Genomic DNA, 19,657 nt, shown 5'->3' on the forward strand with positions numbered 1-19,657 from the left:
AATTGGTGAGAATCAAGCGAGCTGATCCGTGGTGAAACCCCAGCCACTGAGTTGTGTTGTTGTGTAAGCAGTCTTCAGTGCTGTGATCTGGCTTGTGGTAACTTTATCCTTGTTATCAAGTGCCTGAATTGCAGCAGTCGTCAGGCCCTTAATAGCTGTATCAGTGATTTTCACCATATCAGCGGTTTCCAGTCCTTTGATGTTGGTTGCTGTCAAGCCAGCGACCTGGGCAGAGGTGAGTTTTTCTGCCTGAGCTGTTGTGAAGGCCGCAACCTGAGCAGCGCTGAGAGCACCGATGCTGGAAGCGCTCAAGCCAGCGATGGCGTCAGTGCTGAGTTTCTCCAGATCAGCAATTTCCAGCCCTTTGATGTTGGTAGCAGTCAAGCCAGCGACCTGGGCAGAGGTGAGTTTTTCTGCCTGGGCTGTCGTGAAGGCCTTGACCTGAGCATCGCTAAATGCGCTGATATGGCTTGAACTCAAGTTGGCGATAGCACCAGTGGAGATTCCCCCAACAGCTGTTGCTTGTAGCCCTTTGATGGCAGCGGTGCTGATTTTTTCAAGATCTGCAGCTTCCAGTCCTTTGATGTTGGCTGTTGTCAAGCCAGCGACCTGGGCGTAGGAAAATGCTGCCGCCTGTGCTGTTGTGAAAGCGGTAACCTGACCACTGGTTAGCGCCCCAATTTGTGTGGCGCTCAGGCCCTTGATGGCATTTGTGCCGAGTTGGGCCAGATCTTCAGTTTCTATGGCTTTGATCTGATCAGCAGAAAATGCCTTGAGCTGTTTGTCCGTGAGTGCACTGGCCTGGCCGGTAGTAAGCGCAACAATATTATCAGTGCTTATGCCTTTGATCTGCTTGTCAGTGAGAACAGCGATATCCTCGGTATCAAGAACAGCAATTTGACCGCTAGTCATCGCTTTTAACTGATCAGCAGTGAGTCCTTTCACCTGTGTTGAGGTGAGCGCCTGGACATTGGCAGTGCTCAAACCAGCGACCTGGGCTGTGCTGAAGCCTGCAACCTGCTTGGCGGTGAAGCTTTGAATCTGAATGGTGCTCAGCCCATTAAGCTGTGCGGTGGAAAATGCCTGAATCTGTTTGGCGCTGAGTGCCTGCAGCTGGCTGGAGCCGAATGTTGCCAGATCTGCAGTTTCTATAGCTCCGATCTGGCCGGAAGAAAATGCCTTGAGCTGTTTGTCCGTGAGTGCACTGGCCTGGCCGGTAGTAAGCGCAACAATATTATCAGTGCTCATGCCTTTAATCTGCTTGGCAGTCATGGCAGCAACATCTTCGGTATCAATGGCCTGGATCTGGGCGCTACTCATCGCCACCAGCTGGTAAGCGGTTAATCCTTTAACCTGATCTGCTGTGAGCGCCTTGACGTTGGCCGTACTCAGGCTGGCAACCTGAGCTGTACTGAAACCCGCAACCTGTTTGGCGGTGAAACCCTGGAGCTGATCGGTACTCAGCTTATCAAGCTGAAGGGTAGAAAATGCCTGAACCTGTTTGGCACTGAGTGCTTGCAACTGGCTGGAGCTGAGTTTTGCCAGATCTGCAGTTTCTATAGCTCCGATCTGGCCGGAAGAAAATGCCTTGAGCTGTTTATCAGACAGCGCACTGATCTGACTGGTGGTGAGATCGGCAATATTACTGGTGCTCATGCCCTTGATCTGCTTGGCAGTCATGGCAGCAACATCTTCGACATCAATAGCCGCGATCTGGGCGCCACTCATCGCCTGTAGCTGGCTGGCAGTTAATCCTTTAACTTGGTCAGATGTAAGTGCTTTGACGTTAGCCGTGCTCAGGTTTTTGATCTGGTCGACACTAAAAGCAGCAACTTGTTTGGCGGTAAAGCTCTGAATCTTTTCCTCACTCAGCGCGTTAAGCTGAGCAGTGGTAAGTGCCTGAATCTGCTTGGCAGACATCGCAGCAATATCTTCGGCATCCATTGCGGCGATATTGGTGTTGGTCATGCTATTCAGCTGGGCAGTAGTGAGCCCCTTGGTTTGCGCCGAGGTAAGTGCCTTGATTTGCTCGGTGGACATGCCATAGGTAAATTCATTCGGATCAAATGCTCCGATCTGTTTGCCGCTCAGGGTAACCAGATCGCCCACCTCAATAGCTTTGATCTGTGAAGAAGTCATGGCATTGAGCTGCTTGGCAGAAAATACTTTTAATTGCTCGTCACTTAGATCTTTTACCTGTTCAGTGGTGAGCGTTTTTATATCTTGAGCGCTAATGCCCTTTATTTCCTTTGTTGTCCAGCTGGAAACTGCTGTGGTAGGTATTCCTCCAATGCTTGCCATGATTATTTTCTCCATGATTGGCCCTTTGATTCGATCGAGGGCGGTAGATCTAAAATATGCTCGGTATTACGGGCATTACACTAGCCTTTATGGCGTTATTTCTCTTTACGGCATAGCGTCTTGTTACATTTAGAGAATCCTGAAGAAGACTTTCTGATTCTGGTAAGAGATCTGGGTTTTACCTGTCGGGCCTACCAATGAAGTAGATGGCCCTTGCCGATGCCGTGCATGGGGGGATGAGTGCGAAGGCAGAAGCGTAAGCCTGTCAGGCGAACGTATCGATGAGGCTGGAACGTCTGGTTACCTGTAAGGCTGGTGTTTGTGGACTGGTGGAGCCGTAGGGGGAATGATCACCGGCTGCCGGGCGGCGGAAGGGACTGCCTTGTCTGTTTTCTGCCTGCTGCCCGGGTGTATCTGCACTGACTGAGGTATCAGCCAGCGTAATTCCGTTTTCTGCCATGATCTCACGCAATCTTGGCAGATTGGCTTCGATGGCTTCGCGGACTGCGGGGTGGTGTGAAACGAATTGAGCCGTAAGTCGCTGATCATCGGATAACTGCAGTGAAATTTCTATCGGGCCGAGATGGGCCGGATGCAGTTTCAGTTCTGCCGCTTGCATCCGCTGTGTCGCCAGCCAGGTGATTTTACGGCCGAATTCTTCCGGCCAGTCCGGCTGGCCAAATTCTGCGGCAATAGCTGGCGCATCATTCGCTGTGGTATCAGCAGCAGTATCAGTCAGTGGCGTGCTGTTGGTATGTGCGGCTACAGGTGTTACCGGGACAGATGTCATCGAAGGCGGCAAGGATTTGCCGCTATCGGCAAAATTTGCCGCATCGATTGCCTGATTAAAGCTGTTCACAGGAGCGGGAAACGGGGTACTTGTACTGATATTTCCGGCCGGGAATTCAGCGGGGAGAGGAGCAGCGTGAGCCTGGCCAGTTGTCTGGAGTGGATCGGCAGTGTGTCGGCCGGGGTCCGATGGCAGATTTGGCGGCGTTGCAGATGCCGGTCCGCCTGCGGGGAAGGTAACGGGCTCATCCGCCACCGGCTGGCCGGTATTCGGCAACACGGTTGCCGCCAGCATGGATAACAGTTCTTCCGCCGGGGTGTCTGGTGCATCCAGTGCATCCAGTGCATCCAGTGCATCTGGTGCGGGCTGAGATGGAGCAGGCTGGGGTGGATTGGCCGGCGCAGCCATCATCCCGGCTATGAGTGCATCGATTGATATCGGTGCCGGATTTTCGGTGTCGTCTTCAATGGCCTGATCGCTTTTCATCATACTGATCAGGATGCTGCCAAATGCCTGTTCGATTGGTTGCTGCCCGGGAACAATGGGGCTGGCAACGCCCGGTAAAAGCGTTGCTGCGAGGTCGCTGGTTACGACAGGCAGACCCATATCTGGAAGGGCGGGCAGATTCGGCATGGTAGTCCTCGAAGAAGATTTGTTGTATGGCAAATATCAAGCAATTATCATGCCACTAATCTGCATTCTTTTGCTGTTTGCTGAAGTTGTGCGCCGTATGTTCATCCAGCTGACGCTGTTCCTGTTTCTGTAAGCGTGCCTGGTGATGAAGCTCGGCGCGCTGCGACAGGGTGTCATAGGATTTCAGCTTTTGACGGTGAGCGTGATATTGCGTGCTTCCTGCTTCCGTATGCTGTTGCGTCATCGTGACGAGTCTTTGCTGTGACTGAATGGCAGTATCGAGCTTGCAGATGAATGCCTTGAAATTTCGCCATTCAACCGGACTGATGCCACTCCCGGCGGATTCCATGAATTGCGACTGGTAATTTTCGCGATATTCGACTAACAGTTGTAGGGTTTTCTCAGCTTCCTGTTGCTTGAGATTCAGCTTGCCCAGATTGATGGCAGCATCATCCGTTTGTTTGCGGGCATGATCGAGCAGCAGTTTGAGTGAATGGGAGGTAGCCATCTTTTGCGCTTACTGTTTTACAGTTGTAACGCCGAGAGCTTTTCCATACTTTCGACATAGCTTTCCTGCTCGAACATGCCTTGCTGCAGAAATGATTCGAGTACCGGGTAAAGTTCGATGGCTCGATCCAGTTGCGGATCACTGCCGCTTGCGTATGCCCCCACGCTGATCAGGTCATGGCTGCGCTGATAACGGGAGTACAGGGCCTTGAAGCGCTGCGCCTGACCAAGCTGTTCACGTGTTACCAGGCTGGCCATCACGCGGCTGATCGAGGCCTCAATGTCGATTGCCGGATAGTGACCCGCCTCGGCCAGGCGTCGTGACAGTACGATATGGCCATCGAGAATGGCGCGTGCATTATCGGCAATCGGATCATTGGGATCATCATTCTCGGTCAGCACGGTATAGAAGGCAGTGATCGATCCGCTTCCCCGCCGGCCGTTACCCGCACGCTCTACCAGCTGGGGCAGGCGGGCGAATACGGAGGGGGGGTAGCCCTTGGTGGCAGGCGGTTCGCCAATGGCGAGTGAAATCTCCCGCTGCGCCATGGCAACGCGGGTGAGGGAATCCATGATCAGCAGCACATGCTTGCCTTCATCCCGGAAATATTCGGCAATGGCAGTAGCATAGGCGGCGCCGTGCAAACGCATCAGTGGTGAAGTATCGGCAGGGGCGGCAACGACAACCGAGCGTGCCAGACCTTCCTCGCCCAGAATGGTTTCGATGAATTCCTGAACTTCGCGACCCCGTTCACCGATCAGCGCCACCACGATGATATCTGCACTGGTGTAACGTGCCATCATTCCGAGCAAGACACTTTTACCTACACCGCTGCCGGCAAATAATCCCATACGCTGGCCACGCCCCACACTCAGCAATGTATTGATCGCACGCACGCCGACATCCAGCGTTTTTTCAATGGGTGCCCGTTCCAGCGGATTGAACGGACGGCTGTAAAGCGGCACGCTATTTCCGCAATGGAGCGGGCCATAGCGGTCGAGCGGATCGCCGGCTCCATTCAGAACGCGCCCGAGCAGCTCCGGGCCGACGCTGATATGTTTTGTCCGGTCGGCCGCACGGCGTCGCGGATGCTGCAGGGTTCCGATGCGGGGTACTGCGCCGGTATATTCGGTAGGGACGACTTTTGCACCGGGCGTCAGTCCGTAAATATCGCCAGACGGCATCAGAAAAAGCCGTTCTCCGGAAAAGCCAACCACTTCTGCCGTGACACTGTTCCCGTTCGGGAGAAAAACGATACAGCTGGTACCTACTGCCAGCTTGAGGCCGACGGCTTCCATCACCAGCCCGGCAACACGGGTAAGTGTGCCGCTGACGAGAAAGGAATTCGCAGGCTCGATCAGTCGCTGGCAGTTCTGGAGGAAATCACGCCAGAGCGGGGTGTGGACCGGTCCGCTGGTATTCACGTGGTATTCGTCTGGTATCGTCATACCAGCCAGTGCTGCTCCTGACCGAGGACAGCCAGAGTGCGTTGCCAGCGGGTGGCCAGCGTTGCATCCACTTCACAGCCACCGGATTCGATCCGGCAGCCACCGGGCTCGATCTGTGTATCTTCGTATATATGCCACTTGGGGTGGGCCGGATGATTTTCCAGATGATCCCGTATTCGTGCGGCATCATCGGGATGCAGGGTCAGCCGGATCGGCTGCGAGACAGCGGGCAGTTGACGCAATGCCTCCTCGACGACCGGAAGAATCAGTTCAGGTTTGATTTCCAGCGCATGGCTGGTGATTTTTCTGGCCAGATCGATGGCGAGTGTCAGTAAATCCTGTGCCATGGTCTGATCGATCTGTTTCAATTCCTGTTCCAGAGTGCCGATAAGCGATTGTAAATGCTTGACTTCTACCAGAGCGGCATGTCTTGCCTGCTGCATGCCTTCCTGATAACCGGCAGTTTTGCCTTCTTCACGGGCTTGCTGATAGATCTGTTCGATCTGTTCGGCGGTAGGTAAAACGATGGCTTCGTGTCCTGTGGCTTCTACTCCGACTGCTACCTGATTTTCAGGCTGATCTGCCGGCCTATGCGGTGTTTTTTCCGGAGATTCGGTTTTCTGCCTGGATTTAAGCGGATCGAGCGAGCCAAATTCCCATTTCTGCCAGGAAGAGAGTTCTTTTTTTGGAATGACGTAAGCTGCTTCCATATCCGTATTTCCTTATTCGAATTGATGAGGTGCCTGATGAAAGATGATTACGGGCTTTGATTCCATTTCTAAATCAAAACTAACTTTGTCGGCTTCGCCTGGCCGTATTATTTATACTGTCTGCGGCTCGCCTTCGTGTCATTTTTGATTTGGGAATGGAATGATATGGTCGGGTGGCCAGATTGGACAGCGGCTGTACGCAGGCCGATCAGACGAAACCGTCTCCTCCTTTTCCACCCAGTGCGATACGACCATCATCGGCAAGCTGTCGCAAAGTCTTGAGGATTTTCTTCTGTTCGGTTTCTACCTCGGAAACACGAACGGGCCCTTTGCTTTCGAGATCCTCACGCAGTGTTTCGGCAGCGCGCTGTGACATGTTCTTGAAGATTTTGGTGCGTAATTCCTCTTTGGCTCCCTTGAGTGCAGTGATGAGTGCATCGGACTGGATTTCTCTCAGCAGAAGCTGGATGCCCTGGTTATCGACATTCAACAGATCATCAAAGACAAACATCTCATCCATGATTTTCTGTGCGATTTCCTCGTCATACTGGTTGAAATTTTCGATGATGTCGCTTTCCAGTGCAGTCGGCATGAAGTTCAGGATTTCTGCCGTGGTGCGAACTCCACCCATACGCGGCTTCTTGATACTGTCAGTGCCTGACAGCAATTTACTCAGCACCCCGTTCAGTTCGCGCAGGGCTATCGGCTGAACGCTGTCCAGTGTGGCGATGCGCAGCAGGACATCATTTCTCAAGCGTTCGGTAAACAGAGCCAGAATGGCGCTGGACTGATCGCGTTCCAGATGCACCAGGATAGTGGCGATGATCTGCGGATGCTCGTTCTTGATCAGTTCGGCAGCAGAAACGGCATCCATCCATTTCAGGCTTTCGATACCGCTGGTATCGTCTCCCTGGCTGATGCGATCCATCAGTCCCGCTGCTTTTTCTTCTCCCAGCGCTTTGATCAGCACTGTGCGCAGATAGTCGAGCGCTCCCTGTCCCAGTGAGGTTTTGCCATTCGCAAGCAGGCAGAACTCTTCCAGTACGCTTTCGATGGTTTCCTGCTTGATATCGTTTAGGGCGGCCATGGCCTCACTCAGTTTCTGAACTTCCTTGGGGCCGAGATGGCGAAATACCCGGGAAGCTTCTTCTTCCCCCAGCGACATCAACAAAATTGCACTTTTATGAATCCCTTCATCGCTCATTGCCTGATACCCATCCTTTCACGACGTTAGCTACGATAGCCGGTTCAGTGACAGCCAGTAACCTTGCTCTTTCCAGATTTTCTTCCAGCGTCACCACCTTGACAGTACTTACCTCGACTTCGCTCTGTTCCAATCCATCCTTGACAGATAATGCCGGAACGGGTGGAGGTGGTGGAGGGGGCAGTAAATTCCTGAGAAATGGCCGGAAGATCTTTTGCAGGAAGAATAGTACGATCGCTGCGATCAGCAGTTGCTTGCCGATATCTTTGGCAAGCAGGACGGTATCCGGATCTTTCCAGAGCGGCAATTCTTCCAGCGAATCTCCTTTCAGGTTGAACTGGCTGTTAGTAACTGTCAGCGTATCGCCACGTGTTTCATTGAAACCAATAGTCTGCTTCACCAGGGCGGTGATTTTTTCGATCTCTTCACCGGACAGCGGTTCATTGACCGGATTGCCTTCAGTATCCAGTTTCGCCCGGTAATTGATGACTACTGCTGCTGAAAGCCGGTTGATGCGACCCGTTGCCTGGCGGGTATGTGAAATGGTTTTATCCACTTCATAGTTGGTGGTTGATTCCTTACGAGTATCGGTCGGTGTCGTCTTGGCGGCTGCTTCCGAACTTTGTTTGGCTTCTATCGGTGCCTCGGCCGGAGCAGGAGGACGATTCGACAGCGCACCCGGTACTCCTCCTTCCGGCTGGGAAATGGAAACCGACTCGGATTGTTGCTGGCTGCGAACTGCAGCTGCTTCTGCCGGATTGTTGTTGGGTTTGTAGATTTCTTCGGCACGTTCGATGCGGGAAAAATCGACATCTGCGGTCACTTGTGCATGTACGTTATCTTCACCGGTGATGGGTGTCAGAATGGCCTCGATGCGCTGGACGAAATTCTGCTCCATATCCTGCACATACTTGAGCTGGCCGGGGTCGAGTCCGGTTTCCGCCTGGTTGTCTTTCTGGCCACTCAACAGATTACCCTGCTGATCGACGACAGTAACGTTTTTGACCGGCATATCGGGAATGCTGCTGGAAATCAGATGAACGATTGCACTGACCTGTTCGGTGCTCAGCATCCGTCCGGGATGCAAGTTCAGCAGTACGGAAACCCTTGGCTGTGGACGTTCCCGGGTGAATACACTCGGCTTGGCAATTGCCAGATGCACGCGTGCTCCCTGAACTGCTGACAGAGATTGAATCGAACGGGAGAGTTCGCCTTCCAGTGCGCGCTGATAATTGACTTGCTCCAGAAACTGGCTGGAACCGAATTTCTGGTTTTCCAGAATCTCGAAACCGGACAGGTTGCCTTTGGGCAACCCTTGCCCCGCCAGACGCAGGCGCACTTCATGCACTTGACTGGCCGGAATCAGGATCGAGCCGCCGCTTTCGCTGAACCGGTACGGAACGTTCATCTTCTGCAGCGCATCGATGATCGCTCCCCCTTCCTGATCCGATAAGCTGGCATAAAGAACACGGTAATCCGGGGATTGACTCCATAACCATGTACCGGCGATCAGCGCAATGACGGCGGCGGCTGCCACCATCAGGCCCAGTTTCTTCTGGGTTGGCAGTTGTTTGATTTTATCCAGTTGATTGAACATCTTTTTTTCTTCCTGGATTTCTTCCTGGACGGTTGCCATAACAATCACCTCCTGCCTTGTTCTCTGAGATTTACGAAGCCTGATGGATATCCGAGACCGCTCTGGTTTGTCATTTGAATATATGTGTTGCGGTTTGACGAATACCGGCATTATCAGGATATTCCTCGGGCCCGAATCTCTGAAAAGAGAACATTTGCTCGTGTTATTTCATCGATGATCGGTGCAGCGTGTGATCTAAGCTGTGCAGCGTCGCAATCGGGAGATTTTCTCCATGAAAACAGAGATGAGCGTTACACCGGTGGTTGATCATGAACAGCTCCGACAGGCTTTTACCGTATTCAACCAGGCATCCAGCCAGCTTTCCGGGATCTATCGTGAATTGCAGCAGCAGGTTTTCCGCCTGACGGAAGAACTGGCGCTGGCCAATGGAGAACTGCAGCGCGAGCTGGCTGCCAAGGAAGCGTTGTCGCAGCAGCTTGGGCAATTGCTGACGGCACTGCCTGGTGGTGTTGTGGTGCTGGATCACCAGAACAGTATCAGCCGGGTCAATCCGGCAGCGATTCGTTTACTGGGAGAGCCATTACTGGGGATAACGTGGCAGCAGATCGTACAGGAGCGTTTACAGCCGACAGGTGTGGCTGGTGAATGGCATGCAGGCAAAGAAGATCCTGCTTTATTCTGTTCGCGCAGGCTGTATATCGAGAGCAGTGTTTCGGAAATGACCGGGGAATGCATTCTGCTGCTTCACGATATGACAGAAGCCTATGCGTTGCGTGAACAGAATCGCCGTAACCAGCGGCTTGCGGCAATGGGCGAAATGGCTGCCGGCCTGGCACACCAGCTGCGCACGCCGTTATCTACCGCATTGCTGTATGCCGGGCATTTGAGCGGTGAAGCACTCGATCCTCAGGAAAGGAAAAGATTTGCCGTTAAAGCGATTGAGCGGCTCCATCATCTGGAGCATCTGATCCGTAACATGCTGCAGTTCGTGAAAGGTGAACCGGTGCCGGCAGGGCGGGTGAAACTGTCTGTACTGCTACGCAAAATGCAGCGGGTGATGGCACCCCAGATGCAGCAGCGTAATCTGCGGTTTGCCGTTCAGGATAACAGCATGGGCGTCAGTCTGAATGTGGATCGTACAGCGCTGAGTAATGCCGTGGCGAATTTGCTTGATAACGCCGTGCAGGTTTCTCCTGTCGGCAGCCTCGTCACACTGACTTGTGAAACGACGGAAGATGAAGCCAGGCTGATCATCAGTGACGAGGGTCCGGGAATCGATCCCACCCTGCATGAACGGGTATTTGAGCCGTTTTTCACGACACGGACGGAGGGAACCGGTTTAGGACTGGCGATCGTGCATAACCTGATCCAGTCGATGCAAGGTGAAATCCGGATCGATTCGGCGCCAGGTGCCGGTACCCGGTTTACGATCAGCCTGCCGAGAATGGCAAAAGAGTTTGAGAATGTACCTGATTTGCGAATAAGGCTGAAACAGCCGAAAAATGAGGACAGATAAGAAATGCGGAATTTGCCTGTATTGATAGTGGAAGATGATCCGGATCTGCTTGAGGCATTGTGTGCAACGCTCAAGCTGGACGGATACACTGCCCTTGCAGCCAGCGGTGGCGAGCAGGCGATCGATCTGCTGCGGACTCATCCGGCAGGGCTGGTCATCAGTGATGTGCAGATGCGCCCGATGGATGGTTATACATTGCTGCAGGCTATCAAGCGGAGTCATCCCTGGATTCCGGTCGTATTGATGACCGCTTATGGCGAAGTGGACAAGGCCGTGGCTGCGATGCGTTCCGGCGCCAGTGATTACCTGCTCAAGCCGTTTGATCCGCACAGTCTGCTGGCGCATGTCAGGCATTATCTGCTGACTGTCAGTGATGAGGATGAATCGGAAATCGTTGCTGAAGACCCTCGCACCCTGACATTGTTGTCTCTTGCGAAGAAGGTGGCTGCAACCAGCGCCACGGTGATGCTGACGGGCGAGAGCGGTAGTGGCAAGGAAGTACTGGCCCGATTCATTCATCGCCATTCACCGCGTGCATCTCGACCGTTTGTTGCCATCAATTGTGCTGCCATCCCTGAAAATCTGCTGGAATCGACGCTGTTCGGATACGAAAAAGGATCGTTTACCGGGGCATCTCAGGCGCAGGCAGGAAAATTCGAGCAGGCCAACGGGGGAACTTTGCTGCTGGATGAAATTTCGGAAATGCCGCTCGGTCTTCAGGCAAAACTGCTGCGTGTCCTGCAGGAACGTGAGGTGGAGCGGATAGGCGGGAGTAAACCCGTCAAGCTGGATATACGCCTGATTGCGACTTCCAATCGGGATATGCCGGCGTATGTGCAGGAAGGCCGCTTTCGGGAAGATTTGTACTATCGCCTCAATGTTTTTCCTCTGGAAATTTTGCCGCTGCGTGAACGTTTGCAGGATATCGTGCCGCTGGCACAACGCATTCTGGATCGATCTGCCCAGCCTCGCTGTGTGCTGACGCAATCAGCCATGCATAGTCTGGAACAGTACACCTGGCCGGGAAATATACGGGAGCTGGAAAATGTGATTCAGCGTGCCATGATCCTGGCAGTAGGCTCAATCGAGGCTGTACACCTGAATCTGCCGAGATCCTCTGCCAGAGATACCTTCCGGGGAGAAGCACAGAGGGAAGGTGATTCACCGCTACGCGATATCAAATCACTCGAACGGGATCATATTCTGCAAACGCTGGCGGCGGTGAATGGCTCACGTAAGCTGGCGGTGCAGAAACTCGGTATCTCCGAGCGCACCTTGCGTTACAAACTGCAGCAATACCGGCTTGCCCGGTGTTGATCGATTTTATAAATGAGTATTTCGGTAAAAACCGTTACAGGCGGTTTGAATTTTCCGAGGCATATCAACATGACAGGCGCGGGGTGAGTGAAGATGCGCCACAGTGATTCAGCCGCACGGTGGGTTTTACGAAGTAACCAGATACTGGAGAAAGAAATATGAACGTTACATCAGGCATGGATCAGATTCTGGCTCAGCTCAAGGCCACTTCGGATTTGGCAGCGGGTGGCAGTAAATCTTCTGCAACCGTTTCCACGGTCTCACAGGCAGATTTCGGCCAGCTGCTCAAGTCTGCGGTCGATCAGGTCAATACCGTTCAGCAGACTGCCAGTCAGCTGAGTCGGGAATTCGTGGGTGGCAATCAGGATGTCGAACTGCACGATGTCATGATTTCTCTGCAGAAGGCGAATGTTTCCTTTCAGTCCATGATTCAGGTACGCAACCGATTGGTAACAGCGTATCAGGAGATCATGAACATGCAAGTGTAGCGTCGGGCCGATAAAAATAGCGAGGAAATCATGGCCATACTTCGGAAAAATCCAGAATTGGCAGCGCCTTCATCCGTATCGCGGGATACGAATGAGTCCGACTACATCGTGCATTCTCTGACTGAAGTATGTTTTTTCCTCAATGGAATCATGCAGGAAAAATCACTGATTTCACTGCATCTCGCCCGCAACAGCCACTCTGCGATTCTCTCATCCATTCTGGCTGTCGATTTGCAAAAGAAGTTACTGGTACTGGATTACGGGATCAATGAAACACTCAATCAAATGGCACTCAAGAGCGGGATGTTGCGTTGTGTCACCAGCCATAACCGCATCAGGATCGAATTCGATTGCAACAACCTGCAACACATCCGGTTTGAGGGTCGCAATGCATTCAGTGCAGATCTCCCGACATCGCTGAAACGTCTGCAGCGGCGCAATTTTTATCGGATCGCAACGCCCGTGGCAAACCCTGCAACTTGCGTCATTCCACCATTGAGGCAACATGAGGAAGTTTTTCTTACGCTCAATCTGCTGGATATCAGCCGCGGTGGCATGGCGCTGATCGATCGGCCGGATACCGATGCGCCGCTGGAAGCTGGTATGACGCTGGAGCACTGCCGGATTGAATTACCGGAATTCGACACGATTGAAACTACCGTCCGGATCGTGAGCATCAGTATGGCCATTCTTTCCAATGGCAACACCTGCTCGCGCATCGGTTGTGAATTTGTAAATTTGTCTGAGAAATCAGGGACGCTGATACAACGTTACATTATCTGGCTCGAACAACAGGCCAGAAAATTCGATACGAAATCACACTTCTGACATCGTTACAGATCACATTAAAAAATCTGATGTCATCATTACTCCTGCCCTTCGTGTCATTTTTGATTTGGGAATGGAATTACAAGCCATACATGCACTATTAGCCGCGAGCTGCATGGCAGTGTGTGATCCGGTAACACTGTCACTGAGAAGGATCGGGTGAGTCGGCGGGCATCGCCAGATCGTTTTCCAGCCGATAGAGCCAGGCCAGCAACTCTGCTACGGCGATATACAGTTCCGGTGGAATGTGATCATCCAGATCGACCTGCATCAGCAGTGCCACCAGTTCTGCCGATTCATGCACATACACGCCGGCTTCCTGAGCGCGGCGAATGATTTCTTCAGCAATCAGTCCCCGGCCCTTGGCAACCACCTGGGGAGCAGTCATGCCGCTGTGATAGGCGAGTGCTACTGCTCCGGGAATCGGAGTATGTTCTGGTGGGGCGGGTGAATCAGTCGGTTCGCCCTGATTCTCTTGCCCGGTTGGCTCAGGTCGCTTCATGTTGCTGAATGTCCATCGCACGAATCGTCAGCCCGGTCGTTTGCATGGCGCTTGCCAGCGTAATCTGTTCTTTCCTGAGCTGTCGTGTAATTTCATCGGAATCGGCATCCAGCCGGATTCGCATACCCTGTGGTTCGATCATGATAGTGGCAGTGATTTTTCCCAGATTTGGCAGTTGCAGGTGAATCCGGGTCTGCCAGCGACCTGATTTCCCGGTTTTTTCATTGTCGGCCTGTTCTTTCCCCTGATCATCCGGATATTCGGTGATATCCCATTCCATGGTCTGTCCTGGCCAGATTTCTCCCCGCCACTGGATGGTTCCGGTTTCCAGGGTATGCAGTTGCTGTTGTATCAGTGACACTGCCTGGGATGCGACTGGTGAAGCCGTGGCTGAATCAGTAATCGTTGTGGATACGGTTGCCGGTGCGGGCAGTTTGCCTTGCGGTTCCTGCCGGAGTTGTTGCAGCGAACGGTTGCCGCTGAGCCATTGCACCAGATGAGCTTCGTAGAATAACCCGCTGGCTGACAGTGCTTGCTGCAGTTGAGCGGGCAACTGAATTCTTTCTCTACCGGTAGCGGGTGGTATCGGCAACAGCGGGGCTGCTTCGTTCGCAGTTTTCATGGCAGGTGGGGCAGGCTGGCTCAGCAACTGTGCGATGAGTCTGCCGGCCGGACTGAGTGTTGTCGGGTTATTGCCACCTTGAGTACCGCTGTGCAGCAAGAATTTCAGCCGGGGAGACTGCTCGATCAACGTTAATTCCAGAATATTTCCAGGGTTTGCCGAAGCGGGCATGCGCATTTGCAGCCATCTGCCGGCGACATTGACGAGGGAATGGCCGTTCGTCAGCCGTTCACCGATCTGTGCCCTATATTTCTGGCCCAGAATAAAGGCAGGTGTATCCGATTGTGTGGCATCCGGTACCGGGGTAACTGCACTGACCGGCCGAGTTTGTGAAATTGCATCAGTTGGGGTGGCAGACACAATAACTGCAGAATTGACCGGATTTGAAATCATGGTATCACCTTGATGTAACTGGTTTCGATATCGGACTCGACGGACAGTCCGTGTCAATCATAACCCGGCCTTATCTGGTTGCGTATGATTTCACTCAATTTTTCTGTCATTGCGAAATTACTGTTGCAGGCCCTGCAAGGGCTTATTTTTTCCAATCCAGTGGAAACATATATTCATTTTGAATAATCAGATTTTCTTTTCCAGTATCAGGTATTATGGTATTTGTCTGTTTTTTCAATATGATGGTCTATCAATCCGTTCGAGTTACCAAGTGTGTGATAAGACGATTTACTGGTTGCTGCCGGTGTATGCGCTTTTCCTGCTGATAGGTTCCGATGGTGTCAGAGCCGAGGATTGGCTATACACGATTCGTTCAGGGGATAATCTCTGGAACGTGGCAGAACGTCATCTGGTCAGCATGAAATATGTGCCGCGTCTGCAGCAGCTCAACCGCATCCAGGATCCGCATCATATTCCGCCAGGCAAGGTAATCCGGATTCCGGTCGAATGGGCGACCCGCCGGCCGGGGGATGCTGAGATCGTTGATTGTTACGGGACGGCAACCCTCAGACGTACTGCCAGTGCTGAGATTTTACCGATTACGGAAAAATTGCGTGTGGCAATCGGGGATGAAATCAGTACCGGGCCGGATTCCCAGGTTACACTCGAATTCAGGGATCGATCCCGGCTGCGAGTGGAAAGTGAAAGTAAAATCCGCCTGAAACAGGCCGAGGTACTGGGGCAGGATGGGGTGGTGATGACAGAAGTCGAGCTGGAGTCCGGCCGCACGGTAAATATCGCTCCGCATGGATCGGAGCCTGCCACCCGATTCAGGATACGGACGCCTGCTGCCGTGAGTTCAGTGCGGGGTACCCGTTTTCGTGTAGGGGCGGATAAACAGGATGGCACTACCCGCAGCGAAGTTCTGGAGGGGCTGCTGGAGGTGAGTGCACAGGGACGGAATGTGCAGGTACGAGAGGGGTATGGCACGGTTACGCGGCCGGACCAGTCACCCGTCAGCCCGGTTGAATTATTGCCCGGACCGGATTTTTCCGCGACACCGGATTTGTACGAGAGGGTACCTCTGATCATTTCTCTGAAACCTCTGGCAGGTGCACGTTCGTATCGGGTGCAGATTGCCCTGGATCCTGAGTTCAGGCAGATTTCGACTGATCTGGTCGCGATGAATCTGCCACTGCGCGGTCGTGAACTGGCCGATGGCGATTACTGGCTGCGGGTACGCGGGCAGGATGTGTCGGGACTGGAAGGCAAGGATGGTGTCAAGAAAATCAGGGTACATGCTCGTCCGGAACCGCCATTCATCATGGCACCTCAATCGGGTGCAAGAGTCGGGGATAATCGACCGGTTTTTGAGTGGGCTACCCGGCCGGATATCAAACGTTATCTGATCGAAGTAGATCGTACAGCTGATTTCAGAGAATCAAGAAAATATGAATCTGATTCTCCAGAAGGATATTTCATGTTGTCGGAACCATTGACACCGGGCGAATACTGGTGGCGGATAGCTGCTGAATCCGAGATCATTGGGGTGGGGCCTTACAGTGATTCGGTATCTTTCAAAGTGCCAGTACCGGGTCCGGAACTGGATTCGGTCGAGATCGAGCGTGAAGAAATCAGATTTGCCTGGCCTGCAGGAGAGACGGGTGAACAGTTCCAGTTCCAGATGGCGCGTGATTCCGGATTCGATAACATCATCAGTGATGTCCTGGTCAGTGAACCGAGAGTCGTCATCCCCAATTCTGGTGGTGGCCGTTATTACCTGCGTATCAAACCGATCAGAGCCGATGGTGAAGAAGGGGTATTCGGGCCAGTCCAGTCATTCGAGATTCCGTATCGTTTTCCTTTCTTTCTGCCGTTTCTAGGGTTTATGTAATGGCGGGGTGGGGTATACGCAGTATTACCGGTACCTCTAAACTTCGTGCCGCAATGTTGCTGGTAGTCGTCGGGCTGCTGTCGATGTCGGGCTGGCTGCAGCGTCTCGATTGGCTGGTTTATGATGAAATCATCAGTCGTCAGTCTTTTCAGCCGGATAGCGATATCGTCATTGTGGCAATCGACGAAGAAAGCCTGCGAACCATTGGTAAATGGCCCTGGTCGCGCGAGCTGCATGCCGGGTTGATCGATCGCCTGAGTCAGATTGGCTCGAATGTGGTAGCACTTGATTTGTTGTTGTCTGAACCCGATGTTGATCATCCGGAAGCCGATAAGCGTCTCAAGACGGCAATTTTTACGCATGGTAATGTCGTGTTGCCGGTTGCACCGGCGCAGAATGCTTCCGGTGACAGATTCTCTCTCATCCAGCCGCTTGCATCGTTACAACGTCGTGCCACGCTTGGTCACGTGGATGTCGAGCTGGATCGGGACGGCGTGGCACGCAGGACTTTTCTGTACGCCGGTATCGATATTCCTGCATTTCCGGCGCTGGGTCTGGCGCTGGCGGATAAAGGCAGTCTGCCGAATCGTATGCGTCTGCTGAGCCGGATGCCCGAGGCAGATAAAACAATCGTGAATACCGGGAATAGCTGGGTGCGTTCGCGTGAAATCATGGTGCCTTTCGCCGGGCCGCCGGGTACTTATCCCCGGATTTCTTATGCCAGATTACTCAATGATGATCTGCTGGATGACTTGCGGGGAAAAATCATCATCGTTGGTATGACGGCCACTGGTTTGCAGCAGGGTTTTCTGACACCCGTTTCACTTACCCGGCATAACTATATGAGCGGTGTCGAGTGGCACGCCAGTGTGGTTGACATGCTGCGTAACGGGCGTTCGATTTATCCTGTTCCCGAAATGGTTGCTATCGCGGTGACGGTATTATGGGTGCTGGCGGTATTGCTCGTCGTCAATATCGTACCGGGGCGATTCAGGAGTCTCGTGCTTCTGGTGTCACTCGCAGCAGGTATTGGACTGGTGACGATGCTGCTCGGTGTATTTCATATCTGGCTGCCGCCGGGGGTAGCCCTGATCGGGACACTGGCTGTGTATCCGTTACAGAGTTGGCAACGTATCAATGAGTTCATACAATCGCAATTCATCACCGGATCCTGTCTGCAGGCTGTGTTCGATTCAGTGCAGGAGGGCGTGATTACAGTCGATGCAAAGGGCAACATTCTCTATCTCAATCAGGAGAGTGAACGAATTCTGGGTGCGAGATCGGAACAGCTGATCGGGAAGCCGCTGGAGCAGCTGATCGGGGTGTGTCTGATTCCTGATAAACAGGATAGAGATGTGAATGGCTCTGGATCTGCTGATACACGTCCGGATTCCCGGATACAGCATTGTGTCCTCACGCTGCCTTCCGGGGACAGGCGTACCATTCGCGTGACACATCGGGCGCTGTATGACAGGTGGCGTATTCCGGCGGGTGCCGTGGTAACGATTTCGGATATTTCCGATACGCTGGAGATGAAGCAGCAAATTGCCCGCCAGGCCAATTACGATGTACTGACGATGCTGCCCAGCCGGAATTTTCTGCTTTCCCGTTTTGGTGAACTGGCTGTTTCTGCTCGGCAGCATGGCGCGGCACTGATTGTCTGTCTGGTGTCAGTCGATAATTTCAGTAAGATCAACGATGCTTTCGGTTATCACTCCGGAGATGCTTTGTTGAAAATGATCGCCGACCGGTTGCTTAAACTGGTTTGCAGTGAAGATTTGATTGCCCGCTGGAGCGGGGATGAGTTTATGCTGGTGGTGGACAGGCCAGTGCGGGAAGGCCAGGAACTGCAGTTTGCCAGGAAAGTCCAGGAAACCATCAATCGTAGATTTGAGATCAACGGACAGGAGGTTTTCATCTCGGCGAGCATTGGTATCAGGATATCTTCCCAGCCTGACCAGGTGGATGAAAAGAGTGAAATTTTTCTGGATGAAGCGGTTTCTGCCATGCGGCGTGTCAAACGGCAGGGAGGAAATGGTTTCCAGTTTTATGCTTCGGGGCAGATGAATGCCTGGACGCGTGAGCAGCTCGAATTCGAAAGGGATTTCCGGCTGGCGATCGAGAATCAGGATAAGGCTCTGCATGTTCTGTTCCAGCCCATTGTCGATGTTCAGCAAAAGCGAGTTGTCCACAATGAAGTATTGGTACGCTGGGCCCATCCCACACGTGGATTGTTGTCTCCGGGTGATTTCATTCCGCTTGCCGAACGAGTCGGATTGATCGGACAACTGGGAGATCTGGTGTTGTGGATTTCCTGCAGGATCGCTGCTGATCTGGCAAAAGTAGGGCAGGCAGTCGATATTTCCGTCAATGTGGCTTCACGGCAGTTGCTGCATCCGGATTTTCTGCAGAAGGTGGCTGGCGTGCTGGAACGTACCGGTTTGCCGGCCGGGCGGCTGATGCTGGAAATTACCGAGAGCGCCGTTATCAGTGATTTACCGCGTGCAGCAGAAGCACTGGTGCGCTTGAAGGCATTGGGAGTTGCCATTGCTCTGGATGATTTTGGTACGGGTTATTCTTCACTGAGCCTGCTGCGTGAGTTGCCGCTGGATATTCTGAAAATCGATAAATCCTTCATCCAAGGCATCGAACAGGACCACCCCGGTGATGAGAAGTTTGATTTTGCAATTGCCCGGGCGATCATCGCGCTGGGTGATAATCTCGGGCTGGGAGTGATTGCAGAAGGTGTGGAAACCGAGAAACACATGGAATTTCTGCGCAAACATCACTGCTATCTGCAACAGGGCTATTATTTCAGCCGCCCGCTATCGACCACCCAGCTGATGCAGTTTATGGGAAGACCGGATTCGATCCGGGTCTGAAGGGGCGGATCGGCCGGGAGGTCG

At 53.0% G+C, this 19,657-nt stretch carries 15 protein-coding genes; 6 read left to right on the forward strand and 9 right to left on the reverse strand.

Translation table 11 applies throughout. From position 1 onward, the window contains the following. Positions 1-12 precede the first annotated feature (12 nt). The 7 genes from HRU73_RS00830 to fliF all read right to left on the reverse strand — a co-directional run bounded on the left by HRU73_RS00830 (position 13) and on the right by fliF (position 9,230). A complete protein-coding gene (locus HRU73_RS00830) occupies positions 13-2,301 on the reverse strand; it encodes a hypothetical protein (RefSeq protein WP_287399080.1) in 2,289 nt (762 codons plus the stop codon). 265 nt (positions 2,302-2,566) lie between these two features. Then, positions 2,567-3,724, reverse strand: a complete 1,158-nt coding sequence (locus HRU73_RS00835; protein ID WP_276818365.1) for a flagellar hook-length control protein FliK — start codon at positions 3,722-3,724, stop codon at positions 2,567-2,569. A 55-nt stretch (positions 3,725-3,779) separates the two neighbouring features. Beyond that, entirely contained in the window at positions 3,780-4,232 is a 453-nt protein-coding gene (gene fliJ, locus HRU73_RS00840; protein WP_276818364.1) for a flagellar export protein FliJ, read from the reverse strand. Between the two features lie 17 nt (positions 4,233-4,249). Next, a complete protein-coding gene (gene fliI, locus HRU73_RS00845) occupies positions 4,250-5,680 on the reverse strand; it encodes a flagellar protein export ATPase FliI (protein ID WP_287399081.1) in 1,431 nt (476 codons plus the stop codon). Then, positions 5,677-6,390 (reverse strand): flagellar assembly protein FliH, encoded by a 714-nt coding sequence (locus tag HRU73_RS00850; RefSeq protein ID WP_287399082.1) that lies wholly within the window; start codon positions 6,388-6,390, stop codon positions 5,677-5,679. The genes fliI and HRU73_RS00850 overlap by 4 nt, the downstream gene beginning before the upstream one ends. 208 nt (positions 6,391-6,598) lie before the next feature. Beyond that, positions 6,599-7,594 carry a flagellar motor switch protein FliG gene (gene fliG, locus HRU73_RS00855; protein WP_287399083.1) on the reverse strand — a complete coding sequence of 332 codons (996 nt, stop codon included), beginning with the start codon at positions 7,592-7,594 and terminating at the stop codon, positions 6,599-6,601. Next, positions 7,584-9,230 (reverse strand): flagellar basal-body MS-ring/collar protein FliF, encoded by a 1,647-nt coding sequence (gene fliF, locus HRU73_RS00860; RefSeq protein ID WP_287399084.1) that lies wholly within the window; start codon positions 9,228-9,230, stop codon positions 7,584-7,586. Before fliF ends, fliG begins: the two co-directional genes overlap by 11 nt. 232 nt (positions 9,231-9,462) lie before the next feature. On the opposite strand from fliF, the gene HRU73_RS00865 reads away from it, so the two are divergent. The 4 genes from HRU73_RS00865 (at position 9,463) to HRU73_RS00880 (ending at position 13,340) form a co-directional block, all read left to right on the forward strand. After that, positions 9,463-10,707 (forward strand): sensor histidine kinase, encoded by a 1,245-nt coding sequence (locus HRU73_RS00865; protein ID WP_287399086.1) that lies wholly within the window; start codon positions 9,463-9,465, stop codon positions 10,705-10,707. A 3-nt stretch (positions 10,708-10,710) separates the two neighbouring features. Beyond that, the gene (locus HRU73_RS00870; RefSeq protein WP_287399087.1) at positions 10,711-12,024 is read left to right on the forward strand and encodes a sigma-54-dependent transcriptional regulator; all 1,314 of its coding nucleotides are present in this window, start codon (positions 10,711-10,713) and stop codon (positions 12,022-12,024) included. A gap of 158 nt (positions 12,025-12,182) precedes the next feature. Further along, on the forward strand, positions 12,183-12,512 hold the full coding sequence (gene fliE, locus HRU73_RS00875; RefSeq protein ID WP_281870554.1) for a flagellar hook-basal body complex protein FliE: 330 nt from the start codon (positions 12,183-12,185) through the stop codon (positions 12,510-12,512). 30 nt (positions 12,513-12,542) lie between these two features. Beyond that, positions 12,543-13,340 carry a flagellar brake protein gene (locus HRU73_RS00880; protein ID WP_011112588.1) on the forward strand — a complete coding sequence of 266 codons (798 nt, stop codon included), beginning with the start codon at positions 12,543-12,545 and terminating at the stop codon, positions 13,338-13,340. A gap of 142 nt (positions 13,341-13,482) precedes the next feature. Here the strand turns inward: HRU73_RS00880 and HRU73_RS00885 are convergent, their stop codons facing one another. Together HRU73_RS00885 and fliK are read right to left on the reverse strand one after the other, a co-directional pair. Then, positions 13,483-13,842: an EscU/YscU/HrcU family type III secretion system export apparatus switch protein gene (locus HRU73_RS00885; protein ID WP_011112587.1), complete on the reverse strand. Its 360-nt coding sequence runs from the start codon at positions 13,840-13,842 to the stop codon at positions 13,483-13,485. Continuing rightward, complete coding sequence (fliK, locus tag HRU73_RS00890) at positions 13,829-14,857, reverse strand: flagellar hook-length control protein FliK (RefSeq protein ID WP_011112586.1); 1,029 nt, start codon at positions 14,855-14,857, stop codon at positions 13,829-13,831. The genes HRU73_RS00885 and fliK overlap by 14 nt, the downstream gene beginning before the upstream one ends. Before the next feature lie 271 nt (positions 14,858-15,128). On the opposite strand from fliK, the gene HRU73_RS00895 reads away from it, so the two are divergent. Both HRU73_RS00895 and HRU73_RS00900 read left to right on the forward strand, forming a co-directional pair. Then, complete coding sequence (locus tag HRU73_RS00895) at positions 15,129-16,751, forward strand: FecR family protein (RefSeq protein ID WP_287399088.1); 1,623 nt, start codon at positions 15,129-15,131, stop codon at positions 16,749-16,751. Beyond that, positions 16,751-19,633, forward strand: coding sequence for an EAL domain-containing protein (locus HRU73_RS00900; RefSeq protein WP_287399090.1), 2,883 nt, complete (start codon positions 16,751-16,753; stop codon positions 19,631-19,633). Before HRU73_RS00895 ends, HRU73_RS00900 begins: the two co-directional genes overlap by 1 nt. Positions 19,634-19,657: the final 24 nt, after the last annotated feature.

The organism is Nitrosomonas sp. H1_AOB3, from assembly GCF_015709435.1.
Lineage (GTDB): Bacteria > Pseudomonadota > Gammaproteobacteria > Burkholderiales > Nitrosomonadaceae > Nitrosomonas > Nitrosomonas europaea.